Annotated in this window: 26 protein-coding genes, 1 tRNA gene and 3 pseudogenes; 18 read left to right on the top strand and 12 right to left on the bottom strand. The window is 68.2% G+C overall.

Features of this window, described 5'->3' with window-relative positions; genetic code table 11:
* Nucleotides 1-18: 18 nt before the first annotated feature.
* The 5 genes from IPJ61_RS10835 to IPJ61_RS10815 all read right to left on the bottom strand — a co-directional run bounded on the left by IPJ61_RS10835 (nucleotide 19) and on the right by IPJ61_RS10815 (nucleotide 5118).
* The gene (locus IPJ61_RS10835) at nucleotides 19-855 is read right to left on the bottom strand and encodes a carbohydrate ABC transporter permease (RefSeq protein ID WP_297106885.1); all 837 of its coding nucleotides are present in this window, start codon (nucleotides 853-855) and stop codon (nucleotides 19-21) included.
* On the bottom strand, nucleotides 855-1748 hold the full coding sequence (locus tag IPJ61_RS10830) for a carbohydrate ABC transporter permease (protein ID WP_297106883.1): 894 nt from the start codon (nucleotides 1746-1748) through the stop codon (nucleotides 855-857). Before IPJ61_RS10830 ends, IPJ61_RS10835 begins: the two co-directional genes overlap by 1 nt.
* An 8-nt stretch (nucleotides 1749-1756) precedes the next feature.
* On the bottom strand, nucleotides 1757-3043 hold the full coding sequence (locus IPJ61_RS10825; protein ID WP_297106880.1) for an ABC transporter substrate-binding protein: 1287 nt from the start codon (nucleotides 3041-3043) through the stop codon (nucleotides 1757-1759).
* A 576-nt stretch (nucleotides 3044-3619) separates the two neighbouring features.
* Complete coding sequence (locus tag IPJ61_RS10820) at nucleotides 3620-4531, bottom strand: nucleotidyl transferase AbiEii/AbiGii toxin family protein (RefSeq protein ID WP_297106877.1); 912 nt, start codon at nucleotides 4529-4531, stop codon at nucleotides 3620-3622.
* Nucleotides 4528-5118: a type IV toxin-antitoxin system AbiEi family antitoxin domain-containing protein gene (locus IPJ61_RS10815; protein WP_297106874.1), complete on the bottom strand. Its 591-nt coding sequence runs from the start codon at nucleotides 5116-5118 to the stop codon at nucleotides 4528-4530. The genes IPJ61_RS10820 and IPJ61_RS10815 overlap by 4 nt, the downstream gene beginning before the upstream one ends.
* 174 nt (nucleotides 5119-5292) lie before the next feature.
* Between IPJ61_RS10815 and IPJ61_RS22535 the strand changes: the two are divergent.
* A pseudogene (locus tag IPJ61_RS22535) lies at nucleotides 5293-5667 on the top strand (ATP-binding protein); the annotation flags it as partial.
* 80 nt (nucleotides 5668-5747) lie between these two features.
* Here IPJ61_RS22535 and IPJ61_RS10805 read toward each other — a convergent pair.
* Nucleotides 5748-5978, bottom strand: a pseudogene (locus tag IPJ61_RS10805) (transposase); the annotation flags it as partial.
* 76 nt (nucleotides 5979-6054) lie between these two features.
* Between IPJ61_RS10805 and IPJ61_RS10800 the strand changes: the two are divergent.
* Nucleotides 6055-7231, top strand: a pseudogene (locus IPJ61_RS10800) (IS3 family transposase).
* Between the two features lie 184 nt (nucleotides 7232-7415).
* A complete protein-coding gene (locus tag IPJ61_RS10795) occupies nucleotides 7416-8702 on the top strand; it encodes a site-specific integrase (RefSeq protein WP_297106872.1) in 1287 nt (428 codons plus the stop codon).
* Between the two features lie 131 nt (nucleotides 8703-8833).
* On the opposite strand, the gene IPJ61_RS10790 is transcribed toward IPJ61_RS10795, so the two are convergent.
* The 4 genes from IPJ61_RS10790 to IPJ61_RS10775 all read right to left on the bottom strand — a co-directional run bounded on the left by IPJ61_RS10790 (nucleotide 8834) and on the right by IPJ61_RS10775 (nucleotide 11298).
* Nucleotides 8834-9034, bottom strand: a complete 201-nt coding sequence (locus IPJ61_RS10790) for a DNA-binding protein (RefSeq protein WP_297106869.1) — start codon at nucleotides 9032-9034, stop codon at nucleotides 8834-8836.
* Between the two features lie 267 nt (nucleotides 9035-9301).
* Nucleotides 9302-9389 (bottom strand) — tRNA-Leu (locus IPJ61_RS10785).
* Nucleotides 9390-9492: 103 nt separating this feature from the next.
* Nucleotides 9493-10464, bottom strand: a complete 972-nt coding sequence (locus IPJ61_RS10780) for an aldo/keto reductase (RefSeq protein ID WP_297106866.1) — start codon at nucleotides 10462-10464, stop codon at nucleotides 9493-9495.
* Nucleotides 10465-10473: 9 nt separating this feature from the next.
* On the bottom strand, nucleotides 10474-11298 hold the full coding sequence (locus IPJ61_RS10775) for an undecaprenyl-diphosphate phosphatase (protein WP_297106863.1): 825 nt from the start codon (nucleotides 11296-11298) through the stop codon (nucleotides 10474-10476).
* Nucleotides 11299-11375: 77 nt separating this feature from the next.
* Between IPJ61_RS10775 and IPJ61_RS10770 the strand changes: the two genes are divergently transcribed.
* From IPJ61_RS10770 to IPJ61_RS10740, 7 genes are read left to right on the top strand one after another with little or no spacing between them, the layout of a single operon-like run.
* The gene (locus tag IPJ61_RS10770) at nucleotides 11376-12026 is read left to right on the top strand and encodes an MSMEG_4193 family putative phosphomutase (RefSeq protein WP_297106861.1); all 651 of its coding nucleotides are present in this window, start codon (nucleotides 11376-11378) and stop codon (nucleotides 12024-12026) included.
* 5 nt (nucleotides 12027-12031) lie between these two features.
* Nucleotides 12032-12559 (top strand): DUF3090 domain-containing protein, encoded by a 528-nt coding sequence (locus tag IPJ61_RS10765; RefSeq protein WP_297106859.1) that lies wholly within the window; start codon nucleotides 12032-12034, stop codon nucleotides 12557-12559.
* Nucleotides 12556-13293, top strand: coding sequence for an SCO1664 family protein (locus tag IPJ61_RS10760; RefSeq protein WP_297106856.1), 738 nt, complete (start codon nucleotides 12556-12558; stop codon nucleotides 13291-13293). The genes IPJ61_RS10765 and IPJ61_RS10760 overlap by 4 nt, the downstream gene beginning before the upstream one ends.
* Nucleotides 13294-13310: 17 nt before the next feature.
* Entirely contained in the window at nucleotides 13311-14555 is a 1245-nt protein-coding gene (gene mshC / locus IPJ61_RS10755; RefSeq protein WP_297106854.1) for a cysteine--1-D-myo-inosityl 2-amino-2-deoxy-alpha-D-glucopyranoside ligase, read from the top strand.
* 43 nt (nucleotides 14556-14598) lie between these two features.
* Nucleotides 14599-14862 (top strand): phosphoribosyl-ATP diphosphatase, encoded by a 264-nt coding sequence (locus tag IPJ61_RS10750; protein ID WP_297106850.1) that lies wholly within the window; start codon nucleotides 14599-14601, stop codon nucleotides 14860-14862.
* Between the two features lie 45 nt (nucleotides 14863-14907).
* On the top strand, nucleotides 14908-15753 hold the full coding sequence (gene hisG / locus IPJ61_RS10745; protein ID WP_297108150.1) for an ATP phosphoribosyltransferase: 846 nt from the start codon (nucleotides 14908-14910) through the stop codon (nucleotides 15751-15753).
* Nucleotides 15750-16304, top strand: coding sequence for a hypothetical protein (locus tag IPJ61_RS10740; RefSeq protein ID WP_297106848.1), 555 nt, complete (start codon nucleotides 15750-15752; stop codon nucleotides 16302-16304). Before hisG ends, IPJ61_RS10740 begins: the two co-directional genes overlap by 4 nt.
* On the opposite strand, the gene IPJ61_RS10735 is transcribed toward IPJ61_RS10740, so the two are convergent.
* A complete protein-coding gene (locus tag IPJ61_RS10735) occupies nucleotides 16297-16803 on the bottom strand; it encodes a hypothetical protein (RefSeq protein ID WP_297106847.1) in 507 nt (168 codons plus the stop codon). The genes IPJ61_RS10740 and IPJ61_RS10735 overlap by 8 nt on opposite strands.
* Before the next feature lie 34 nt (nucleotides 16804-16837).
* Between IPJ61_RS10735 and IPJ61_RS10730 the strand changes: the two genes are divergently transcribed.
* From IPJ61_RS10730 to pheT, 8 genes are all read left to right on the top strand, one after another.
* Nucleotides 16838-17344, top strand: coding sequence for an SseB family protein (locus IPJ61_RS10730; RefSeq protein ID WP_297106844.1), 507 nt, complete (start codon nucleotides 16838-16840; stop codon nucleotides 17342-17344).
* 38 nt (nucleotides 17345-17382) lie between these two features.
* A complete protein-coding gene (locus tag IPJ61_RS10725; protein ID WP_297106841.1) occupies nucleotides 17383-17712 on the top strand; it encodes a hypothetical protein in 330 nt (109 codons plus the stop codon).
* A 422-nt stretch (nucleotides 17713-18134) separates the two neighbouring features.
* Nucleotides 18135-18827 (top strand): translation initiation factor IF-3, encoded by a 693-nt coding sequence (gene infC, locus IPJ61_RS10720; protein WP_297108147.1) that lies wholly within the window; start codon nucleotides 18135-18137, stop codon nucleotides 18825-18827.
* A 36-nt stretch (nucleotides 18828-18863) separates the two neighbouring features.
* A complete protein-coding gene (rpmI, locus tag IPJ61_RS10715) occupies nucleotides 18864-19070 on the top strand; it encodes a 50S ribosomal protein L35 (RefSeq protein WP_297106838.1) in 207 nt (68 codons plus the stop codon).
* 66 nt (nucleotides 19071-19136) lie between these two features.
* Nucleotides 19137-19502 (top strand): 50S ribosomal protein L20, encoded by a 366-nt coding sequence (gene rplT / locus IPJ61_RS10710; RefSeq protein ID WP_297106835.1) that lies wholly within the window; start codon nucleotides 19137-19139, stop codon nucleotides 19500-19502.
* An 11-nt stretch (nucleotides 19503-19513) separates the two neighbouring features.
* Nucleotides 19514-20332, top strand: coding sequence for a TrmH family RNA methyltransferase (locus tag IPJ61_RS10705; protein ID WP_297106832.1), 819 nt, complete (start codon nucleotides 19514-19516; stop codon nucleotides 20330-20332).
* Complete coding sequence (pheS, locus tag IPJ61_RS10700; RefSeq protein ID WP_297106829.1) at nucleotides 20319-21428, top strand: phenylalanine--tRNA ligase subunit alpha; 1110 nt, start codon at nucleotides 20319-20321, stop codon at nucleotides 21426-21428. The genes IPJ61_RS10705 and pheS overlap by 14 nt, the downstream gene beginning before the upstream one ends.
* The gene (gene pheT, locus IPJ61_RS10695) at nucleotides 21425-23914 is read left to right on the top strand and encodes a phenylalanine--tRNA ligase subunit beta (RefSeq protein ID WP_297106824.1); all 2490 of its coding nucleotides are present in this window, start codon (nucleotides 21425-21427) and stop codon (nucleotides 23912-23914) included. Before pheS ends, pheT begins: the two co-directional genes overlap by 4 nt.
* A gap of 135 nt (nucleotides 23915-24049) precedes the next feature.
* Here the strand turns inward: pheT and IPJ61_RS10690 are convergent, their stop codons facing one another.
* Nucleotides 24050-24865, bottom strand: a complete 816-nt coding sequence (locus IPJ61_RS10690) for a rhomboid family intramembrane serine protease (RefSeq protein WP_297108144.1) — start codon at nucleotides 24863-24865, stop codon at nucleotides 24050-24052.
* Nucleotides 24866-24873: the final 8 nt, after the last annotated feature.

Below are 24873 nucleotides of genomic sequence, written 5' to 3'. Positions count from 1 at the left end.
CGTTCGTAGTTCGCTCTCTCACCCCTTGACCGCCCCGAGGGTGAGGCCGGCGACGATGTGCCGCTGGAGGAAGAGGGTGAGCAGGATCACCGGTACGGAGTAGACGGCGGCAAGTGCCGTCATGCCGCCCCAGTCGAGCCCGAACTGACTCTGGAAGTTGGCGATGACGATCGGAGTCGTCTGCGCCCGCACGGAGGTCAGCAGCAGCGAGAACAGGAACTCGTTCCACGACGCCAGGAACGCGAAGATCGCGGTGACGGCCAGGCCACCCGAGACGACCGGGAGCACCACCTTCACCATCGCCTGGAGGCGCGTGCACCCGTCGACCTTCGCGGCCTCGTCGAGTTCGTCCGGCACCGCGTCGAAGAAGCTCGACATCAGCCAGATCGACAACGGGAGCGAGATGGTGGTGTGCGCGACCGCGAGCCCGATCGAGGTGTCGGTCATGTGCAGCGAGCGCATGACGTCGATGAGCGGCACGCCCACCGCGATCGTCGGCACCATGCGGGCCACCAGCGCGGCGAACACGAACACCTGCCCGCTGGGAGTGCGGAACCGCGTGATCGCATAGGCCGCAGGAACGGCGAGCACCATGGACATCGCCGTGCTCAACACCGCCGTCACCACGCTGTTGATGAGGGCGGCCGGAACGCCCTCCCGGCTGAGTGCCAACACGTAGTTGTCGAGGGACCACTTCTCGGGCCACACCGACGGCGGCACTGCGATGGCGTCGAGCGGCGTCTTGAACGACGTCAGCATGAGGTAAAGGAAGGGGAATCCGTACAGCACGATCACTGCCGCCAGAAGACCCCACAGAATGAGGCGGCCCTTGCCTCGGGCCTCGAGTCCGTTCATCACTGATCACTTCCTGGACGCCAGATGAAGATGATCGCAAGGACGGCGACGGCCATCATCGCGAAGAGGTAGACCGTGCCCATGGCGCTGGCCAGGCCCGGTTCGCCGAAGCGGGTCATCGTCCGGTAGACGAGAAGGCTGAGCGTCGTCGTCGATCCCTGCGGTCCGCCGTCCGTCTGGATCAGGATGATGTCGAATGCCTTCGCCGCGTCGATCCCGCGCACGAGCAGCGCGACGGCGATCACCGGGCGCAGCATCGGCAGGATGATGTGCTTCAGCAGCTGCGGATAGCGGGCGCCGTCGATGCGTGCCGCCTCCACCATCTCGCCGGGTATGTTCTGCAGGCCGGCGAACAGCACGAGTGTGATGAACGACGTGGTCAGCCAGATGTCTGGAATCGCGACAGCGAGAAGCGCGATCTGGGGGTCGCTCAGCCACTGGATCTGGTCGGGGCTGGAGAGAAGTCCCCATTCGTACAACAGCTGGTTGACGATGCCGAAGTTATCGATGAGCAGGAAACGCCACAGGAGGCCGGCCACAACGGGCGCGATCATCAAGGGATACATGAACAGCGTGCGGAAGACCGTCGACTTGTTGCCCAGCGACGAGAACAGGAGCGCCACCGCCAGGCCGAAGATGAACTCGAAGACGACAACGATCGCCGTGTAGGCCACCGTGCGCCACGCGGCCCCGCGGAACGCGTCCGAGGCAAACGCCGTCAGGTAGTTCTGAAACCCGACGAACTCCCTCGGACCGCCGGCAAACGGCGAGATGGTGAAGAAGCTGTCCGCGACGAAACGCAGGAGCGGCCACAGCACGAACGCGATCAGGAAGGCGGCGGCCGGGAGCATGAGGAACGCGGCGAACCTGCGGTCGCCGCGCCGTGCCCTCATAGAGGAGCTCACTTGCCCTCGATCGCTTCGATCTGCGCCTTGGCCTCGGCAAGCAGCTGCTTGTTGTCGGCGTTCGGAGCGACGGCCTTCTGCAGCATCGGCACCAGCACAGAGTCGACGATCTCCTGCCACTTCGCGGTGGCCGGCCGCGGCAGCGTCTGCGGCGCGTCGAGGGTGGTGACGAGGGCGGGGAAGTGCTCGAAGCCTTCCGCGTCCTTCTTGGCCTCAAAGGCCGACTTGCGGGCGACGAGACCGAGTGCCGTGTCGGCCGACAGCGCGTTGTTCTCGTAGGCGAACGCCAGGAACTTCTTGGCTTCCTCGTTCTTCTTGCCCGCGGCGGGAACCGACAGGTACCAGGCGCCAGGCACGGCGGCGATGCCGCCCTCGCCAGCGATCATGGGCGCGACGCCGATCTTGTCCTTGACCGTCGCGTCCTCAGGGGTCTGTCGCCACGCGTGACCCCAGAACCGCATCATGGCCGTCTTGCCCTGGTAGAAGAGGTTCTGTGCCCCGGCCCAGTCGAGCTGCGCCGCTCCGGGCGGAGCGAACGGCAGCAGGCTGGTGTAGAAGTCGAGTGCCTTCAGATGGGCTTCGTTGTCGATGGTGACCGTCTGCGCGGCGGGATCCAGCACCATGGTCTTCTCGCCCGTCTGGGAGACCGTGGCTAGCCATTCGGTCTCGACGGCGCCCTTCACGTCGGTGCCGTAGAGGCCCTCGTCGGGCCGGGTGAAGAATTCCGCGGCGTCGCGGTACTGCTCCCACGTCGTCGGCGCGGCGAGCGCGTAGCCGTACTTCGCCTCGAAGTCCGCCTTGTTCTTCTCGTCCTCGAAGAGGTCCGTGCGGTAGAAGAGGATCTCGGCGTTCGTCCAGACCGGCATGCCGATGAAGTGGCCGTCTACCTGGGCCTCCTGGACGAGGCCGCCGAAGAGGTCCGATTTCACGTCGTCGGTGAAGAGGTCGTCGAGGGGAGCGACGCCCTGCGCGAAAGCGCTGAGCCAGATGGCATCGAGCGCGGCGACGTCGAAGCTGGGCTGCCCCGACTTCAGCTCGCTGGAGATGCGGTCGTACAGCCCGGCGTAGGGCAGTTCGACTAGCGTGACGGTGGTGCCGGTGTCCGCCTTGTACTTGTCGGCGATGGGCTGGAGTTCTGCCTTGCCGCCGCCCTCGACGACGACGGTGAGTTCCTTGCTTTCCTCTCCGGAGGGGGCCGGTGAGCCGCCGACGCCACAGGCGCTCAGCGCGAGCAGCGGGACGGTGAGTGCGGCGATGAGGCCGTGCGGGCGAAGCTTCTTCACTTCGGGCTCCGTTCTGTTGGGTGGTGGGTAGCGACTGCCGTAGTAGCTGCCAAGACGATTTGCCAAATCGTCATGGCAGAACTGTAGCGTCGGCCTTGGCGAGGGTCAAGGGGCGAAATCTCTGCTCTCTTTGGTGTCTGGTGAGCGGCTCGCCGAGGGGGCTGCGACCGTGCCTGGAGTTTTCGCGCATGGTCGGAGGCAGCGTGCTCTGTTGGGCACAGGAGGGAGGTTCGTGCGTCAAAACTCCATGCTCGCGTTGCGCAGCAAGCGCGTGGTGGGCGACGTCGTGCAATGAGCGTGCATCGGTGGGGGCGGTCGTTCGCTTGGCGTGCACCACGTTGTTCAAGACCCCGGGTGGGAGGGAGCGTCAGGGAAGCGTAAACCCCGGTTGGGTGGGCGTTTAACCTAGCCAACCGGGGTTTCCCGTTGTGTCCGAGAGAGGACTTGAACCTTGTTCGAAATAACTCTGACAAGTGTCAATAACGAAACTACCCGTGATTCTGGCGTTTCGTGCGGCGAACGTGCGACGAAGGATCTGGGGTGGGTTCCCCGGGGGCGGGGTCGGTGGGGCTGAGGTCACGAGGGTTGGACCCATCGTCGGGTGGTGGGGTCCCAGGTGGCATCCGGGGGGAGCCGAGTTAGGACTGGGTCGATGAACTCGGCGTCGGCCGCGATGAGTGCGGTGAACTGGTGGGGGAGTGCAAGGCCGATGGGCCCGAGCCCTCTGCGGTAGGCAGTGTAGGTCTCGGCTCGGAGGGCCCCGAGCCCTGCGGTGGCCTGGGCGAGTGAGTTGAGTGTCACGCCGCGGAACTGCGAGGTCGCCTCGACTGCGGCACGTAGAGGCCCGCATCGCAGGGTCTGTGTGCCGGTGAGGAGGTAGATGTCGACGAAGTCGCGGACGCGGGTGTTGGCTTGGCCCAGTTCGATGGCAGTGACCAGCTTCTCAGCCAGGACTGTCTCGACGGGGTAGCCCAGGATTGAGATGGGATCGGTACCGGGGCGCAGGGATGGGAGCTGGACTTGGAGCGGTGCGGGGGTGATGGGGTCGCCGAAGTTGATGTCGAGGCGGAGCTTGACCTGCGCGGTCGCTAGCTGCGCGAGCATCGTTACGCGGACTCCTGAGTAGAGCGCGTCGTCGCGGATCGCGGCGGTGGTGATCGTTGCGGTGAGGAACTCGACGCCGTCGTTGGGGTCGGGGAGTGAGGCGATTTCGGCGATGCGTGCTGCGACGGTGTCGGCATCGGAGGCCATGTTCCTGGCCAGGGCGTCGGCGTCGACGGTGGGGCGACGGGCGCCGAAGGTTGCGAGCAGCATCCCGCCCTTCAGGACGAAGTCATCTGCGTAGGGCGAGGTGGACAGGCGGGCTAGCCAGCGCTCCACGACGTACATGGTCAGCAGTTCCTGGGTGCCGCGACGGTCCCGTCGTGCTCGGTTCTGCAGGTCGAGGTAGGCGCGGCCTGCTGGGCTGTCCCGCGTTGGTCTGTTCATCGGGCGCTGGCCACGTCGAGGGCGGAGCGCATGGGGCCGAACACGCCGAGGGCTTCGGCATAGTCCAGCAGCCCGGCCGGGCGGGCTCCGGGGGAGGCCAAATACCGGTGGAGGGCAGCGTGGGCGACTGGTTCACCGAAGCGTCGCCGGAACCGCATGAGGTCGACCACCGTGCGGGCCGGGTCGTAGATCCGCACGGGCTCGTCGGGGGCTGCGTCGAAGGAGGTGAGCCCGAGTTCGAAGATCGATTCGGCGAATCGGAAGACGGTCACCGACGGGTAGTCGATGACGGGGGTGTGGGATCTGGCCGGCACGGCGATCTGCACGGCCAGGGGCATCTCGTCGGTTAGGTCGTGAACTGCTGCGGCCGACACGCAGCACACGATGGCGCGGGGCGTTCGGTACGCCACCGCCAGAGCGTCCGGGTACGACGCCGGTGCGGCGTCAGCTCGACGGAAGACGCCACGCGAGAGTTCCACCACATGCCCGGCGTCCCGCCAGGCGTACAGGTCGCGTGGATGGACTCCCTGGAGTCTGGCGGTCTCGGTGGTGAATGTCGGAGGGAGGTCGTCACCGAGTTCCTTCATGGATCGAAGTCTTGCATGCCGATAGGCAGAATGTGTGGATTCGATCCGCGTGTGTCGAGTGGCCTCTCGCCTGGCTCGTGACGCACCTGTTCGAAGCTTGTCAGCCCAACGAGCTCTCTAGCCTAGTCGGAACCGCATTCGTCAGCCGCCGATCGGGCCTCGTGCCGCAAGTACGCCGCGTTCACGCTCCTCGTGGTCGACGAGTGGCTCCTCGACCCACCCGACGACGGCATCCGCAGCATGCTGCTCGAGTTGCTCGAACGCCGCTACGACACCACCTCCACCGTGTTCTGCACCAAGTACGCGAAGAAGGACTGGCGCCAGAGACTCGGCTCCGGAGTCCACGCCGACGCGATCATGGACCGCATCGTCCACAACACCATCTGGATCGAGACCGGCGGCACCAACATGCGCGAACACACCTCCATCGCGAGCTTGGCCCTCGATCCCACCGGCAAGGGCCGAGCCCGCTGGACCCAACGATGGAAGCAGGCACTCAACGCCTTCGACATCACCTTCAACGGCCGACTGTCCGCCCACAGCCACTAACCATGACTTACACCGTTAACTTGACAGACCCAAGAAATCCTGCCAACTAGGGACTGTCAAGTTTTCGGTGTATCTCATGGTTAGTGGCTGTGGGCGGACAGCCGGCCGTTGAAGGTGATGTCGAAGGCGTTGAGGGCGCCCTTCCAGCGTTGGGTCCACCGGGCCCGTCCCTTACCGGTCGGATCGAGCGCCATGACCGCGAGGTAGACACACTTGAGCGCGGCCTGCTCGTTCGGGAAGTGCCCACGGGCCTTCACCGCTTTCCGGATCCTGGCGTTCACGGACTCGATCGCGTTGGTGGTACACACGATCGGGACTGCTGAAGGTTTGGTTGACTCCAAGATCGCATGACTCTCACGAGAGGGTCGTGCTGGAAGGATGGCATCCATGCCGAAGATCGCTTACACCGACGAGTTCAAGCGCGACGCGGTCGCGCTGGTCGCCTCAGGCATCCCGCAGAAGCAGGTCGCCAAGGACATGGGGATGGCCAAGACCACCCCTTCAAGCCTGGGTCCGCGACGCTCGCTTCCAGTCCCACGGGATGACCCCGACCACCGATCCTGAGCAGCGCAAGGACATGGCCCAGGCGTTACGCAGGATCCGCGAGCTGGAGATGGAGAACGAGGTCCTACGGCGAGCGGCGGCGTATCTGTCGCAGGCTCACATCACGCCCCCAAAATGATCTACCCGCTCGTGAAGGGAGATGGCTGCGGTCGGTGCCACCGTGAGGGTGCCGGTGGCGGTCGCGTGTCGGGTGTTGGGATTCTCCAAGCAGGGCTACTACAAGTGGCTCAAGCAGCCGGTGTCGGCCCGCGAGGCCGAAGAGCGTGAGCTGATCGACGTGCTCCACCAGCTCCACGATGATGACCCGGAGGGCGGCTACCGCGTCCTGGCCGATGACATTGCCGAGTTGGGCTACGAGTTGTCGGAGCGCAGAGTGTGGCGGCTGTGCCGGGTCGCTGGCATCCAGTCGGTGTTCACCAGGCGCAAGACCCGGTACAAGAAGGCCGGCGCTCCCGTCCACGATGACCTGGTCAACAGGCAGTTCAGCGCCGACGGCCCCAACGAGCTATGGCTGAGCGACATCACCGAGCACCGCACCCGCGAGGGCAAGGTCTACCTTTGTGCGATCAAGGACGTGTTCTCCAACCGGATCGTGGGCTACTCGATCGATTCGCGGATGAAGGCCCGTATCGCCGTCAACGCGCTCCAGATGGCAGTGGCCCACCGAGGCCGGCCCGCCGGGGTGATCGTGCATTCCGACCGCGGGTCCCAATTCCGCTCCAGACGCTTCCTGAAGGCCCTCAAACGCCACGGCCTGACCGGCTCCATGGGCCGCGTGGGGGCATGCGGTGACAACGCCGCGATGGAGTCGTTCTTCGCGCTCCTGCAGAAGAACGTCCTCGACCGACGGTCCTGGAGTACACGAGAGGAACTGCGGCTAGCGATCGTGTCCTGGATCGAGGGGAAGTACCACCGGAAACGCCGTCAACGCAGGCTCGGGAAACTCACCCCGGTCGAGTTCGAACTCATCATGAAACCAACCGCTAGACTGGCGGCATAAACCCCGGAGGTCAACCAAACCTTCAGCGGACCCCGCTGTCGTCGGGGTTGGCTCGGGTTCTGGTTCGTATGAGCACTTGGCATGCACACGCGAGAACCGAGGTCGTGTTGCTCCAGATGACAGCAGAGCCGATCCGGCGTCGGGTTGAGGACCTGTTCCTGACCTTGCGGCACGGTCGCTGCGGGTGCTGGTGGAGCGCCCGGCTGCGCGCTCAGAGGGGGTGTTGAGCGTCATGCGATTTGGCCGGATCCGGAAACTACCTAGCAACCGCTACCAGGCAAGCTATGTGGGTCCCGATGGGAAGCGCCACAATGCGCCCGCAACCTTCACGCACAAGACCGATGCGAGTGCCTGGGTCGCCGCCGAGCGGAGGCTCATCGAGTACGGAACGTGGACGAGCCCTGCGGCCAGGGCCGAGGCAGCCGAGGCGGCGGTCCGTGCGGAGGCCGAGCGGGTTGCGGCCGAAGAGCGCGCGGCGGAGGTGTTGGCGAGCGTACCGACGGTCAGTGAGTGGGTCGCCAGCTGCATTTCTGAGCGGCAGAGCCGCAGCCGTCGGCCGATCAAGCAGACCACAGCGGACAACTATCGCAAACTGGCTCGACTCAACCTCGACGGTACTGAACTGGGGGACATGAGGATAACTGAAGTCAGGCGAACCCATGTTCATGCGTGGCGCTGGAACGGACCACCCAGCAGGACCCGAACGCAAGGAGGTAAGGCCTATGAGTTGCTCGTTTCCGTCTTCGACGACGCGGTGGTGGCCGAGTTGATCGACGTGACCCCTTGCACGCTGCGGGGTGCTGGGGCGCCTGATCGGGCACGCGAGCCGCAGTCTCTATCGCTGGTGGAGGTCGCTCGCTTTCTCGAGTCGGTCGAGGAGCCGTGGGCCAGGGCGGCCTTGACCATTCAGGTCACTTGTGGCTTGCGGATCGGAGAGGTCCTTGCCTTGAGGTCGAAGGACCTTGACCTCATGGCGGAGACGGTGACGGTCGCGGGGACTGTTGCGAAGGTGGGCGGCGCTGGCGGTAAGCGGACCCTCGTGATTCAGACACCGAAGACACGTGCGTCGCTGCGGACGCTGTCACTGGTGCATGACACGGTCGCGGATCTGAGAGTGTGGCGCAAGAGCAGGGGCCTACTGAAGCCGGAGGAGTTGCTCTTCTGCGATGCTCTCGGCAAGCCGCTGAACGACGACGTGCTCCGCCGGATCCACAAGAAGGCCGCGAATGAGATCGGGCGCAGCGAGCTTAAGGATCACGATCTCCGCGCTACAGCGGCGACACTCGCTGCCGCTGCCGGGGCCTCCGTTCGGGAGATTCAGGCGATGCTCGGACACACAACTCCGACGATGGCACTGAGCTATCAAACGGCGACGAGAGAACGCGATGCCGAAAGGGCGCGCAAGATGTCCGCCCAACTCGCCAACGCACGCCGCAACGCGGCTGCGAACCCCGAGACACCCGGGCACTGACGGCCGACATCTGTCTGCCTGGGTCGGGACCCGAGAGCCGTCGAGCGGCCGCCGAACGTGCGTGCGTGCCGCTTTCCGCGCTTGGCGCGGAGCGGACATGGAAAGCTGGGCCGTACCGGTGCGCCGGACGGTCAGACGATGTCGCCCCGGAGAAGGGAGTCGATCTCGTTGAGGTCGACGAGGACTCGGAAGCCGTTCTTGTAGCGCGTCAGCTTGCCCTCCGCGATACGGCGCTCAAGGGACCGCCGTGAACTCCTGCAGTACTCGACAGCCTCCGCGAGCGTCGCGTACCGCGGATGTGTCTTCGTGTCGGTAGCTTGGGCTCTCGCCATCTCATTCACCTCTTCCCGGTTACCTATAGAACCCGGACTGGCTGCGGCCGGGGCGCGAGCGATCGTTGGCCCCGCGTAACCTGGCCAACGAGGAGGGGTCGTGTGCCATGGGTTGCGGCTGAGCAAGCTTTGAGATCCACGATTTCGTGCACCGAACGTGCACCGAACGTGCACCAGAGTGGCGCATTCTGGCGGACAGTGGCGGAGCGACGAAATGACGAAACCCCTAGTCAAACGGGTTTGATGCCGTTTGACCAGGGGCTTTCCTGGTGTCCGAGAGAGGACTTGAACCTCCACGCCCTTAACGGGCACTAGCACCTCAAGCTAGCGCGTCTACCTATTCCGCCACCCGGACTGGTGGACTCCCTCACGGGAGCGCGACACGAAACGTTAGCAGGTCTGGACCCAGGTTGCACAATCGGCGCGGCCCACATGAGACGCGGCTCGCGGCGCAGTTCTCAACCGGCCTGGCGGAGGGCGTTCGGGCCACCGGAGATGTCGTCGAGGGCGGCGACGATCGGGGCGACGAGCTCCTTGCCCTCGGCCTCTAGGAGCTCCACCAACTGGTCGACGGTGCGGGGGCCGACGAGCGCGCTCGCCACCTGCGGGGCGTCCCGCACCCACATCAGCGCGACCTGGCCGGGCGTCAGACCCAAGCCCTGCGCGGCGTGGGCGACGGCGTCGACGATGGCCGTCGAGCGGGGCTGAAGATACGGCTCGACGAACCAGGTGAAGTGCTCCGAAGCGCCGCGCGAGCCTCGGGGGAGACGGCCCCCGCGGTAGGCACCCGGAAGAACGCCCCGACCGAGCGAGGACCAGGCCAGCACGCCCAACCGGTGGTGCGCGGCGGCGCCGACGACCTCGACCTCCGCGCGGCGAGCCAGCAGCGAGTACTCCACCTGCACGCTCGACAGCCGGGTACGCGTGCGGTCTGCCTCCTGCCAGGTGGCGGCGGTCGCGGTCTGCCAGCCGACGAAGTTCGAGACGCCGACGTAGCGCGCCATGCCTCGCGCGACGGCGGTGTCCATCGCCGACAGCGTCTCCTCGATCGGCGCGTCGCCCCACGCGTGGACCTGCCAGAGATCGACGTGGTCGGTGCGGAGGCGCCGCAGCGACGCCTCGAGGTCGTTCAGCAGGGCGCCGCGAGAGGTGTCGATCTGCCGTCGGCCGTCACGGACGACGAAGCCGGCCTTGGTCGCGATGATCAGCGATTCGCGGGGGAGCCCGCTCGCGATCGCCTTCCCGATCATCTTCTCCGCGACGCCCGCGCCGTATGCCGGAGCGGTGTCGACGAGGGTGCCGCCCGCGCCGACGAACTCGGTCAGCAGTGCCCGCGCCGTCGCCCATTCGACGTCGCGGCCCCAGGCCATCGTGCCCAGCCCCAGCCGCGAGACCCGCAGCCCGGAGGCGCCGAGCGGTCGTGTCTGCATGCGCCGACCCTACGCCGCCAGGACGCCAGTGAGGATGAGGACGGCGACGACGGCCGCGACGGCCAGGCGGTAGACCACGAACAGGGTGAAGTTGTGCGTGGAGACGTACCGGAGCAGCCACGCGATGACGGCGTAGCCGATGACGAACGCGATGACCGTGGCGGCGATCGTCGGCCCCCAGGCGACCGCGGTGTCGCCGCCGATGTCCTTCAGCTTGTAGAGGCCGGACCCGAACACGGCGGGGATGGCGAGCAGGAACGCGTACCGGGTGGCAGCCTCTCGGGTGTAGCCGAGGAAGAGGCCACCGGAGATCGTCGCACCCGAGCGAGAGACGCCGGGGATGAGCGCGCAGGCCTGGAACAGACCGTAGAGGATGCCATGCGGCCAGGTCAGGTCCTTCAGCTCACGGGTGTTGCGCGAGCCGTGCCGGTCCGCGAACGCGAGGATGATCGCCACGCCGGCCAGCATCGCGACGGTGATCCACAGGTTGCGCAGCGTCGAGTCGATGGCGTCCTGGAAAAGCAGGCCGAGGACCACGATGGGCACGGAGCCGAAGATGACCAGCCAGCCCATGCGTGCATCCGGGTCGGACTTGTCGACCTTCCCGGTGAGCGAGCCGATCCACTGCGTGATGATCCGCCAGATGTCCTTGCGGAAGTAGACGAGGACGGCGGTCTCCGTGCCGAGCTGCGTGACGGCCGTGAACGCGGCGCCGGGGTCGCGGCCCTCGAAGAACAGCTGGCCGACGATCGACACGTGCGCGCTCGACGAGATGGGCAGGAACTCCGTGAGTCCCTGAACGATGCCGAGCACGATCGCCTGCAGCCAGTCCATGGCATCCCTTCCGGAAGGTTGATGAGCGTCGGTCACTCTACTGGGCTGCGCGCCGGGGGCGAATTAGGATCGGGCCCATGACGAAGGTGGTCCTGATCCGGCACGGGCGCTCGACGGCCAACGCCGACGGTGTGCTCGCGGGCCGCGCGGAGGGTGTCGGCCTTGACGAGGTCGGCCGCGCTCAGGCCGCGGCGCTCCGCCGCTCCCTCGACGGCGTCCCCGTGGCCGGGGCCTACACGTCGCCGCTGCAACGCTGCCGCGAGACCGCGGCGTTGGCGGGCTTCCCCGACGCGGAGCCCGTCGAAGAGCTCACGGAGTGTGGGTACGGCGCCTGGACCGGCCGCGCTCTCGCCGAGCTGGCCGCGGAACCCGCCTGGGCCGAGATTCAGGCCCGGCCGTCGTCGGTGACCTTCCCGGGCGGCGAGGCGATGGCGGAGATGGCCCGCCGCTCCGTGGGCGCCGTCGCCGACCTCGCCTCCCGGCACGACGGCGTCGTGCTCGTGTTCAGCCACGGCGACCCCATCAAGGCGATCCTCGCCGACGCCCTCGCCGTCGGTTTCGACGACTTCCAGCGGCTCCACGTGAACCCGGGCGGCGTCAGCGTCATCGAGCTGACGCCCGCCCGGACCATGGTGCTGGCCATGAACGTCGGGGGCGACCTCGCGGGCCTCCTCGGCGCGTCCGTCGCGCCGACCGTCGGCGGCGGCGACGTCGCGGGCGTAGGGTGAGCGCCATGTTCCTGGAGTTCGACCGGCCGGACCGCTGCATTGTCGGCACCGTCGGCCCGCCCGGCAACCGGCTGTTCCTGATCCAGGTGGCGCAGGGCAGCAGGCTCGCCGCGGTCGCCGTCGAGAAGCAGCAGGCGCAGCTGCTGGGGCTGAGGGTCGGCGAGGTACTCGACCAGCTGGCCGAGCTCGGCCGCGACGTCCCTCCCCCGGGCGATCCCCTCGACCTCGGCCCGCTGGACGCGCCGGTCACCGTCGCGTTTCGTGCGTCGGCCATCGGCCTGGCATGGGACCAGGACTCCGGCCGGCTGGTGCTCGAACTGATCTCGGTGGATGCCGACGATGAGTCCGAGGACGCCGACAACTCGCTCCTTCAGATCCGGCTGACCCCGGTCATGGCGCGCGAGTTCTCGGGCCGAGCCGCCGTCGTCGTGGCTTCCGGCCGACCACCGTGCCCTGCCTGCGGCCAGCCGCTCGACGGCTCGACCCACATCTGCCCGCGCGCCAACGGCTACCGGGGTCCGCTGTTTTCATGACCGGGCCTCAGGGGGAGCTGCGGCTGGTGGGCCGCCTCGTGGAGGCCTCGAACGGCACCTTCCTCGCCGAGGATGAGTCGCGGGTGCGCTGGGTCTACAAGCCCGTCGCCGGCGAGGCGCCCCTCTGGGACTTCCCGTCGGAGACGCTGGGGCGGCGCGAGGTCGCCGCGTACGCGCTCTCGGAGGAGCTGGGCCTCGAGATCGTGCCGGAGACGGTGTGGTGCGAGGGGCCCTTGGGAGAGGGGTCCGCACAGGCGTGGATCGACGGCGAGCCGTCCGACCTGATCGGACTCATGCCGCCGGAGCAGCTCACCGAGGCCTGGATGCCGATCGTCGCGGGAACCACGGAGGACGGCGCCACCGTCGTGCTCGCCCACCGCGACGATCCCCGCCTCCGCCGCGTCGCGCTGTTCGACGCGCTGCTCAACAACTCGGACCGTAAGGGCGCCCACCTCATCGCCGACGGCGAACGTGTGCGGGGCGTCGACCACGGAGTGAGCCTGCACGTCGACGACAAGCTGCGCACGATCCTCTGGGGCTGGGCGGGCGACCCTCTGACCGACGACGAACGCGCCATTCTCGCTTTGGCTAGGGAAATCACTGCGCCCATCGCCCCCGGACTCGCGGAAGAGGAGTGGGCGGCTTTCCGCGGCCGGGCCGCCGCGATCCTGGCCGCGGACGCGTTCCCGACCCCGTCCGGCCGCTGGCCCAGCATCCCGTGGCCGCCGCTGTAGCCGGTAGGTTTACGCACATGTATGCCTGGGCTGATGTCGCCGTCCCTAGCCTCCCGCCGTCGGAGGACGTCCCCGAGGGGCTCAGCCTCTACGACACCGCGGCTAGGCGGATCGTCCCCGTCGGCCCCAAGGACGACGTCGCCCGCATGTACGTCTGCGGTATCACGCCGTACGACGCCACTCACCTCGGCCACGCGAACACGTATGTGGCGTTCGACCTGATCAACCGCGCCTGGCGCGACCTCGGCCTCGCCGTCAACTACACGCAGAACGTGACGGATGTCGACGACCCGCTGTTGGAGCGCGCGGCCGCCACCGGCCAGGAATGGGAGGAGCTGGCCGAGGACCAGACTGAGCTGTTCCGCAGCGACATGGTCGACCTGCGTGTCATCCCGCCGGATCACTACATCGGCGCGGTCGAGTCCATCTCCTGCGTGGTCGAGCTGATCGAGCACCTTGTGGAGAGCGGGCTGGTCTACCAGGTGGAGGATCCCGAGCACCCGGACTGGTACTTCAACACCGTGGCGGCGCCCGGGTTCGGCGGCATCTCCCACTTGGACGAGGATGCGATGATCCCCTTGTGCGCGGCCAACGGGGGAGACCCGGAGCGCCCGGGCAAGCGGCACCCGCTCGACTGTCTCGTCTGGCGCTTCGCCCGGCCCGACGAGCCCAGCTGGAACTCGGCTCTCGGCGCGGGCCGTCCCGGTTGGCACATCGAGTGCACCGCCATCGCGTTGCGCTACCTCGGCGCGAACTTCGACGTCCAGGGCGGAGGCCGTGACCTGATCTTCCCGCACCACGAGATGTCGGCCGCCGAGGGCGTCGTCGCCGCGGGGGAGCCGCTGGCCGAGGCGTTCGTGCACTCGGGCATGGTCGGGCTGCACGGCGAGAAGATGAGCAAGTCGAAGGGCAACCTGGAACTCGTCAGCCGTCTCCGCCACGCGGGCGGCGACCCGATGGCCATCCGGCTCGCGCTGATGAACCACCACTACCGCTCCGACTGGGACTGGACGCCCGAGCAGCTCCCGGTCGCCGAGGCCCGCCTTGCGCGGTGGCGCGAGGCCGCGGCGCGGGGGATAGGCGCCCCGGCCGGGCCGCTGCTGGCCGCGATGCGCCGCGCGCTCCGCGACGATCTCGACGCCCCGGCCGCGTTGGACGCCGTCGATCAATGGGTCGAGGCCTCGCTCGAGGGCGGTGACGACGCCGAGGCTCCCGTCCTGGTGCGCACGGCCGTCGACGCGTTGTTGGGGATCGCGCTCTGACCGATAGGCGGGCGTGGGCTCGCATTCGATAGGCTGAGGCCTCGTGAAGACGTTCGACCAGCTCTTCGAGCAACTCTCTGAGACCGCCCGCACCCGGCCCGAGGGGTCGGGCACCGTCGCGCGTCTGGACGCCGGGGTGCACGCGATCGGAAAGAAGATCGTCGAGGAGGCCGCCGAGGTCTGGATGGCCTCCGAGCACGAATCGAAGGAACAGGCCGCCGAGGAGATCAGCCAGCTGCTCTACCACCTCCAGGTGATGATGCTGGCCCTCGACCTCGACCTCGACGACATCTACCGCTACCTCTGATACCTCTTACCTCTGACAAGGGTGAACACTGTGACCAGTGACCGAATGCTCCGCATCGCCGTCCCCAACAAGGGCGCCCTGGCCGAGCCCGGCGCCGCCATGCTGCGCGCCGCCGGCTACCGCCAGCGCACCGACCCGAAGGACCTGACGCTGATCGACGCGGATCACGGCGTCGAGTTCTACTACCTGCGCCCTCGCGACATCGCCGTCTACATCGGCCGCGGCGACCTCGACCTCGGGATCACCGGTCGCGACATGCTGCTCGACTCGGGCGCCCAGGCCACCGAGATCATGCAGCTCGGGTTCGCCGGTTCGCGCTTCCGGTTCGCGGCCGTCGGCGGCTCGCGGATGACGGTCGCGGACCTGCAGGGCAAGCGCATCGCCACGTCCTACCCGGGCCTCCTGGGGACGTATCTCGCGGAGCAGGGCATTGAGGCGGACCTCGTCAAGCTCGACGGGGCCGTCGAGTCGGCCATCAGGCTGGGCGTCGCCGACGTCGTGGCCGACGTCGTCGACACCGGAACGACGCTGCGTCGCGCGGGTCTCGAGATGCTCGACGGCGCCATCTGCACCTCCGAGGCGGTGCTCATCCAGCGCACGGGCACGGACCTGCCGGAAGGCGCCGAGGCGCTGGAGACGCGCCTGAACTCGGTTCTCGTGGCCCAGAACTTCCTGATGATGGACTACAACGTGGCCGAGGCCGACCTGGCTGCGACGACGGACCTCGCGCCCGGGGTCGAGGGCCCGACGGTGTCGAAGCTCCACAAGGAGGGCTGGTGCGCCGTGCGCGTGCTCGTCCCGCGCAAGGGTGCGCACCTGCTCATGGATCGTCTCTACGACGCGGGGGCTCGCGGCATTCTGCTGACCGAGCTGGCCGCCTGCCGGCTGTGAGCGACGAGCAGGGCGGCGGCCCGCTGCCGGGCGAGGATCCCCGTCCCGACGATGCGGGTGCTCAAGGGGCGCCGGACCCGGATCCCCACCCCATCCCGGACCGCCTGTCCTACGCGAGCCCGCCTGCGTTGATGACGGCCGTCGTGCTGTCGATGGTGCTGCTGTCCTTCGCGATGTTCGGCTGGTACCAACTGGGGCCGGAGATCCGCAGCGAGATCACCTGGCCACAGGCCGGGACGCTGCTGTTCTTCATCTTCTTCATGATCGCGGTCATGCTGTCGGTCGGGTACTCGCGCCTGTGGGCGTCTGGCGACGAGGTCGTCGTGCGCAACGGCCCGCTGGTGCGGCGCTATTCGGTCCACGAAATCGCGGGACTGCGGCTGCGATCGGGTGACGCGTGGTCGTCGCTGCTGATCAAGCGCGACGGCGGCCTGAAGCGTCAGCCGGTGCTCGCCATCCAGTTCCTCGAGGGCGAGGCCGGCCAGCGCAAGGTGATCGAGCTGCGCCGCTGGCTGGTGGCCCACGGCGCCACGAGCCAGGACGTCACATGATTCCGCGCTTGCGGAGCAACTCCTCGATCTCGGCGTCCTCGGGGTCCAGGCCCTTCTGAGCCTGCTTTGGCGCGGGCTTGGCGGCGGGCGCAGGCTTCGCGGGCTGGCCGCCTTGCACCTGGGGTCGCTGCCCGGTCTTGACCGGAGGCACGGCGCTGCGGCCGGCATCTGCGGGCTTCACCTGCTTCCGCGGGCGCTCGGCCGGATCCTTCTTGGGCAGCATGGCGCCGACGACGACGAACACGATGCCGCCGATCAGCAGGCCGAGGCCCCACGCCGTCGCCGTCGTGAACGGCGTGCGCTGGAACCAGGCGACGAGCGACGCGATGCCGTTGATGGTGAGGTCCGTCACGCCCGTGAGCCACAGCCCGATCGGCAGAGCCGTCCAGCCGATCCCGATCACCGCGGTCCGCGCCGACCGCGATCGAGAGGTGAACCCCACCGTCGCGGCGGCGAACAGCACGGCGAGGCCGATGGAGACGAGCATGACGACAGACATGCGCCCAGTCTTCCACACCGGATACCCTCACCCCATGGATCTTCGGACGCTCGCTCAGCCCAGTTCGCGGTTCGCGGGCGACCACGGCGAACCCGACCCGGTGACGAGGACGGCTCTCGCGAACGCCGTCGATCAACAGGGGTACGTCCGCGCCATCGTGGCGCTATGCACGTCGAGGCTCCTACTGCCGATCGTGGCGAGCGGCGACGACGGCGGCACCGCGCCCGACCCGGACCGTCACGCGGAGATGGCGGCGGTGACGCTGACAGATGAGTCGGGGAGCTACCTGTTGGCGTTCACGGGGATCGACTCGCTGCGTGCCTGGCAGCCCGACGCGCGCCCGGTTGCGTGCCTTCTGGACGAGCTGGCCGCCACCGTCGAGGCGGCGGGCGCCTCGCGGTTGCTGATCGACCCTGCGGGTCCTGTTCCGTTCGTGATCGACGGCGATCCGCTTACCCGGCTGGCGGACGGCCACGCCCTCGTCGAGTTGGACGCCGGCGAGTTCGCGTGGATCAAGCCCGAGCAACCCGCGGACCACTAGGCTGAGCGCAACCACCGACCATCAAGGAAGAGGCGGACATGCAGGACTACCTGTGGGTGCTGAAGGACTCCGAGAAGGACCTGATGCGCGAGATCGAGCCGGAGCGGATGAACCAGCTCGACGAGGACGGTCTGATCGCGCTGCATCGCAGGGTCCGGCGCGCGCGTAACAAGCACACGACCAACTACCGGCGCAAGGCTGCGCGCAACGTCGCTGAGAAGGGCGGCCGCGGCGCGGCGTACCCGAAGGGCGGCAAGGCCCGACTCCGCGCAGAGGCCTTCGAGGAGGCACTGTCGCTGGTGTCCGCCCGCCTCGCGGAGGTCGCCCACGAGCAGGCCGAGCAGTTGAAGGCAGAGCGCGAGGGCTGAGCCCCGCTGGTTGAGCCGGCGCACCCTGCTTGCCCTCGCCCACGCCCACGGTTTGACGTCGTACGACCCTAGCCGATCGTCGGCGGGCGTTGTGCGGCGGAATGCGTCGCTATACCGACGCATGCCGCCGCGGTAGCTGGAGATCCGACGTCGAACCGACGGTGGCAGCCGCGCTAAGGGCCGGCTCGGCAAGCGGACGTCTCGGTGGTTTGGCGATCCCGCGTCTGGCAAGTAGCATAGGCGACTGTCAATCGGCGGTCTGACCGTCCGAGCAAGTGGAGTCTCTCCCACCCGTGCTGCCAGAGCGGCCGGGTCACTGACCAGACGCGGGGTCTGCCCTGCGCGCTGAACGGTGTTAGAGGCCTCCGCATGCGCGGGGGCCTTTTCGTCGTGGCCACCAACGAAACCCTTGTGGAGGACCCATCAGCACCGAACCGCGGATCAATGATCGCATCCGAGTACCCGAAGTCCGGCTCGTCGGCCCCAACGGCGAGCAGGTCGGCATCGTGCGCGTCGAGGACGCCCTGCGCCTCGCCGCGGAGAACGATCTGGATCTTGTCGAAGTCGCCCCGATGGCCAGGCCTCCGGTCGCCAAGCTGATGGACTACGGCAAGTTCAAGTACGAGGCGGCGCAGAAGGTGCGCGACGCCCGCCGCAACCAGTCCAACATCTCCACCAAGGAGATGAAGCTGCGCCTCAAGATCGACCAGCACGACTACGACACGAAGAAGGGCCACGTCGTCCGCTTCCTCAAGGCCGGCGACAAGGTGAAGATCACCATCATGTTCCGCGGCCGCGAGCAGTCGCGCCCGGAGCTCGGCATGGCGCTGCTGCAGCGCCTCGCCACCGACGTCGCAGAGTTCGGCTACGTCGAGGCGGCGCCGAAGCAGGACGGCCGCAACATGCTGATGGTGCTCGGCCCCACCAAGAAGAAGACAGAGGCGCGCGTCGACCAGGCAGCCGATCGTGACCGCCGCATGGCCGAGCGCCAGTCGCACGCCGAGCAGGAGCGGGCCGCCGAGGCCCAGATTCGTGCCGCGTCCGGCCACGCCGATCAGGCGCCCAAGAGGCGCCGCGGCCCCGCAGACAACATGGACCCTGACATCGACCTCTGACGAGGCCGAATCACAACTAAGAAAGCGAGCCAAACAATGCCGAAGATGAAGTCGCACTCCGGCGCGAAGAAGCGGTTCAAGACCACCGGGACCGGCAAGCTCCTGCGTCGTCAGGCCAACCTCGGCCACCTCAACGAGCACAAGACCTCGCGGCGCATCCGCGCCCTGCAGGCGCCCGTCGCGGTTGCCTCTGCCGACGCCAAGAAGGTGCGCAAGCTCCTTGGCAAGCACAAGGGCCGCTGAGCCCACACCCCCGATCGTCCCCGAACCACCCCGTCGGCCCGCGCCGACTAACCCAAGGAGTACCCCATGGCACGCGTGAAGCGTTCTGTGAATGCGAAGAAGAAGCGCCGCGAAGTTCTCGAGCTGGCCTCCGGCTACCGTGGCCAGCGGTCGCGTCTGTACCGCAAGGCGAAGGAGCAGATGCTCCACTCCGCCACCTACAGCTACCGTGACCGTCGCGCCAAGAAGGGCGACTTCCGCGGCCTGTGGATCCAGCGGATCAACGCCGCTGCCCGCGCTGAGGGCATGACCTACAACCGTTTCATCAACGGTCTGAAGAACGCGGGCGTCGAGGTGGATCGCAAGATCCTGGCCGATCTGGCCGTCACCGACGTCGCCGCGTTTAACGCCCTGGTCGCCATCGCCAAGGACAACCAGCCCGCGGCCGCCTGAAAGGCGCGCGAGTGAGCAACGAACCGAACGCCGCCCTTGGCCTCCCGGCCTCGGTGCTGCGTTCGGTTCGTCGTTTGACGCAGCGCCGGGGCCGCGACGTCGCGCGCGCCTTCCTCGCCGAGGGCCGTCAGGCCGTCCGCGAGGCGCTCGCTGCCGACGGCCTCGTCCAGGAGCTGATCGTCGAGGACCCTGTCAAGCACGCTGACCTCATCGAGGGCCTAGAGGTGCCGGTCTGGGTCGCCACGCAGCACCAGATGCGCCAGCTCAGTGACACCGTCACCCCGCAGGGCATCATCGCGGTCGTGCGTCAGCTCGACTTTGGCTGGGAAGCCCTCGACGGCGCCAAGCTCGTCGTGATCTGCGCCCAGGTCCGTGACCCGGGCAACGCGGGAACGGTGATCCGTTGCGCCGACGCGTTTGGCGCCGACGGCGTCATCCTCACCAGCGGGAGCGTCGAGATCTACAACCCGAAGACGGTGCGCTCCACCGTCGGCAGTTTGTTCCACATGCCGATCCTCACGGGGATCCCGCTCGCGGACGCCGTCGCAAAGGTCAAGGCCATGGGCATGACGGTGCTCGCGGCCGACGGCGACGGCGAGGCCCTTGACCTCAAGGCTGCTGCCGGCGAGCTCAGCGGGCCCATCGCCTGGATCATGGGCAATGAGGCGTGGGGGCTCCCCGCCGAGGACGCACGGCTCGCCGACGAGGTGGTGGCTGTCCCCATGTGGGGACAGGCCGAGAGCCTCAACCTTTCCAGCGCCGCGGCGGTGTGCCTGTACGCCACCGCATCCGCGCAGAGACGAGAAGGAGGGTCCCATGTCAGGGCCTAACGACAACTTCGACCCCAAGCAGGTTGCCGCGCTCAGCGCGTCGGCCATCGAGGGATACGTGGCCGACGCGCTGGCCGCGATCGCCGCGGCAGGCACCACCGCCGAGCTGAAGCAGGCGCGCCTCGCCCACGCGGGCGACACGTCGCCGCTAGCGCTGGCGAACCGCGAGATCGGGGCGCTTCCCCCGCAGGCACGCAAGGAGGCTGGTCAGCGTGTCGGCCAGGCGCGGGGCGCCGTCAACAAGGCCGTCGCCGCTCGTCAGGATGCGTTGGCCGAGGTGGAGCTTGCGGCTGCCCTCCGCGCCGAACGCGTCGACATGACCCTGCCCGTGGACCTCGCTCCCCAGGGTGCGCTGCACCCCGTGACCACGCTCATCGACGAGATGATCGACGTCTTCGTCGCCATGGGCTGGGAGGTCGCCGACGGCCCGCAGCTCGAGGCCGAGTGGTACAACTTCGACGCCCTGAACCTCGCCCCGGATCACCCGGCGCGCGCGTTGCAGGACACGCTGTGGGTCGACCCGCCGTCGGCCGGCAAGCTGCTGCGCACCCAGACCTCGCCGGTGCAGGTGCGCGCCATCCTCGAGCGCGGCGTCCCGCTGTACGTGATCAGCCCTGGCAAGGTGTTCCGTGCCGACGAGTACGATGCCACGCACCTGCCCGTCTTCCATCAGTTGGAGGGCCTCGTCGTCGACAAAGGCATCTCCATGGCCGACCTGCGCGGGACGCTCGACCACCTTGCCAAGGCCATGTTCGGGGACGTGAAGACGCGCATGCGCCCGCACTACTTTCCGTTCACCGAGCCCTCCGGCGAGGTCGATCTCGAGTGCTTCGTGTGCCACGGCGCCTCGGTCGGCAACCCGGACGCCCCCTGCCGGACCTGCAGGTCCGAGGGCTGGATCGAGTGGGGCGGCTGCGGCGTCGTCAACCCGCGGGTGCTCGCCGCCTGCGGCGTCGACCCGGACGTGTACTCAGGCTTCGCGTTCGGCATGGGCGTCGACCGCACCGTCATGTTCCGCACCGGCGCCCCCGACCTCCGCGATTTCGTCGAGGGCGACGTCCGCTTCAGCCGTTCCATCCTGGGAGGTGTCCGATGAAGGCCCCGATCTCGTGGCTGCGTGACCTCGTCACGCTGCCGTCCGACGTCACCACGGCGCAGCTGGCCGACCAGTTCACCGCCGTCGGCCTCACCGTCGAGCATGTCGACGTCGTCGCCGCGCCCGTCACGGGCAACCTGACGGTCGGCCGCGTGCTCAGCATCTCGAACGAGCCGCAGAAGAACGGCAAGGTCATCCGCTACTGCCGCGTCGACGTGGGCGCGCAGAACGATCCCGCCACCGACGAGTTCCCGGCGAGCCGCGGCATCGTCTGCGGCGCGCACAACTTCGACGAGGGCGACCTCGTCGTCGTCGCGCTTCCCGGCACCGTCCTGCCGGGCGACTTCGCCATCGCGGCCCGCAAGACCTATGGTCACGTCTCCGACGGCATGATCTGCTCGGAGGTCGAGCTCGGCCTGGGCGACGACCACAGCGGCATCATCGTGCTGCCCGCGGGCTTCGCCGACCCAGGCACGGACGCGATCGACTTGCTGTGGACCGCGGACGAGGTGCTCGACATCGACGTGACGCCGGACCTCAGCTACTGCCTCTCGTTGCGCGGCCTCGCCCGCGAGGCGGCCATTGCCAATGGCGTCAGCTACAAGGACCGGTACCGCGAGGCGCTGCCCGCGCCGGTCGATAGCGGCTACCCGATCGTGCTGGAGTCGGACCGCTGTTCGGCGTTCGTCGCGCTGACGATCGACGGCATCGATCCCGCCGCGCCCAGCCCCGACTGGATGGCCCAGCGCCTCCGCGCCTCGGGCGTGCGTTCCATCTCGCTCGCGGTCGACGTGACCAACTACGTCATGCTCGAGTCCGGCCAGCCGCTGCACGCCTACGACGGTGCGAAGCTCGACGGCCCCATCCGTGTCCGCCTCGCGCAGGCGGGGGAGCGGCTGACGACGCTTGACGGCCAGGACCGCGCGTGTGATGCCGACGATCTGCTGATCACCGACGACTCGGGACCGATCGGCCTGGCCGGCGTCATGGGCGGTGAGACCACCGAGGTCTCCGAGGTCACGACGACCATCGTGTTGGAGGCCGCGCACTTCGACGGCGCCACCGTCTCGCGCACCTTCCGCCGTCACGGCCTGCCCTCGGAGGCCTCCAAGCGCTTCGAGCGCGGCGTCGACCCGCAACTGCCCTACGCGGCGGCCAAGCGGGCGGCGAAGCTGCTCGTCGCGCACGGCGGTGGTCAGGTGACGGCCGAGACCATCGTCGGCTCGGCGCCCGCGCCGCACCGGGTCGCGCTGCGTTCCGGCCTGATCTCCGCCGTGTTGGGCACGAAGGTCGAGCAGGAGTGCACCATGCGGCTGCTGGCCGCCGCGGGCATCGAGGTCACGGCCCTGGGTGACTCTCTCACAGTGACCGCGCCCAGCTGGCGCGGTGACCTCGTCGACCCCTATGACGTCGTCGAGGAGGTGGGACGCCACGTCGGCTACGACGCGATCGGCCTCAGCCTGCCCGTGCCGAAGGAGACCCGCGGCCTGGACCCCGCGATCCGCAACCGTCGCGCCGTGCTCCGTGCGGTCGCGCAGCTCGGGTTTACCGAGGTGCTGACCCTGCCGTTCGCCTCCACTGGTGAGCTGGACCAGCTGGGTCTCCCCGCCGATGACCCGCGCCGCGCCCTCGTGGGCCTCGCCAACCCGCTTTCCGAGACCCACGGCTACGTGCGCACCACGCTGCTGCCCGGGCTGTTCTCGGCGGTCGCGCGCAACACCTCGCGCAGCCTCACCGACCTCGCGCTCTTCGAACAGGGCCGCGTGTTCTTCGACGGCGACGAGCCCGGGGCGCCGCGCCCGAGCGTGGCGCAGCGCCCGTCCGGCGACGAGTTGGCCGCCATCGACGCCGCGTTGCCCGCGCAGCCGCAGCACATCGCCGCGGTCGTGACCGGCAACTGGCGCGCCGCGGGATGGCAGGGAGCCGCCGTCGTCGCGGACTGGACGCACGTCGTCGCGTTCGCGGAGCAGGCCGCCGCGGCCGTGGGCATCCGCCTGACGAGGCGTAACGCGGAGCAGGCGCCCTGGCATCCTGGCCGCTGCGCCGAGTTCAGCGTCGACGGCGCGGTCGTCGGCTACGCGGGCGAGCTGCACCCCGCGGTGATCGCCGCTTACCGTCTCCCGGCCCGCGCGGCCGCCGTCGAGCTGGACCTGGATGCGCTGCTGGCGCACGCTGTCGATGGTGGCAGGATCGGGTCGCTGGCGAGCTTCCCGCTGGCCAAGGAGGACGTGGCGCTGATCGTCGACGACGAGGTGTCGGCCGCCGATGTGCGCGCGGCACTGGCCGAGGGGGCGGGGGACCTGCTGGAGTCCCTGTCGCTGTTCGACGTCTATACGGGCGACCAGGTGGGTGAGGGCAAGAAGTCGCTGGCGTTCGCGCTGCGCTTCCGCGCCAACAGGACGCTTACCGACGCCGAGGCCGCGGGCGCCCGCCAGCGCGCGGTCGCCGTCGCAGTTGAGCGATTCGGCGCCGTTCAGCGCGCCTGACCGCTCGTTGTTTCGGGGACCCGCGCGAAGCGCCGGCCCGTGTCGAAACGAATGGAGAGGTGACGCGCGAACCCCCTCTTCCTGCCCGATCGAGCAGGAAGAGGGGGTTCGCGCGTCAGAACTCCATGTGTGCCGTCATCGACGACGTTGACGCAGCTTCTCCAGTTCTGCGCGCTCGCCCTTGGTGAGCGAACCGATGCCCTCGGCGTTGATCTTGTCGAGCAGCTGGTCGATGCGTTCCTCGTCGCTGACGTGGCGCTTCGGTGCGTTGTGCTGCGCATGGGTGTGCGCCTTCATGGGCTTTGCCGCCTTGGCAGGCCGGGGAGCGGAGGGCGTCGCCGGGCGGCCGCCACCGGGGATCCACGCGTACGCGTCGAGCAGCCCGACGGCGCGGGCCGCGATGGCGGAGAGAGCGAGGGAGAGCAGGAGGCTGATCAGAGTCGGCCACATCCGGGAACCGATCAGCTGCAGGACCTGGATGCCCAGCAGGACGGCACCGAACACCCAGGCGCGGATACCGAACATGAACTGGCGCATGGGGGACTCGGCGATCCAGAGCAGCAGAATCGCGAACTCGACGAGCTGCAGCCCCGCGGCCACGGCGCCCGGGAGGATGGTGCCGACCAGGCTGACGGAGACGGTGATGGACAGCCAGATCCCGACGAACAGCCAGGCCATGCGGGAACGACCGACCTGGGACTCCAGGTCGCGGCCGAAGAGCCACAGGAAGAAGAGGTTCAGCACGCTCCAAAAGGAGACGCTGTCGGCGAGCGGCCAGGTGAACACGCGCCAGACCTGCGCGACGGCCAGGTGCTGCGGGACGTAGAACAGTGCAGCAGGTAGTCCGCTGAGGACGACGGCGGCCAACATTCCGAGGGCGCCCAGCAGGACAACCCCGACGGTCGTCGTGACGTGCACGCGGCCGATCCGGAACCAGCCTTCATCTTGCATGTAGCTCA

Origin of the sequence: Tessaracoccus sp., assembly GCF_016714275.1 — a bacterium.
Lineage (GTDB): Bacteria > Actinomycetota > Actinomycetes > Propionibacteriales > Propionibacteriaceae > Arachnia.
The sequence above is the reverse complement of the archived record's forward strand: the minus strand, read 5'-3'. Positions and strand labels throughout refer to the sequence as shown.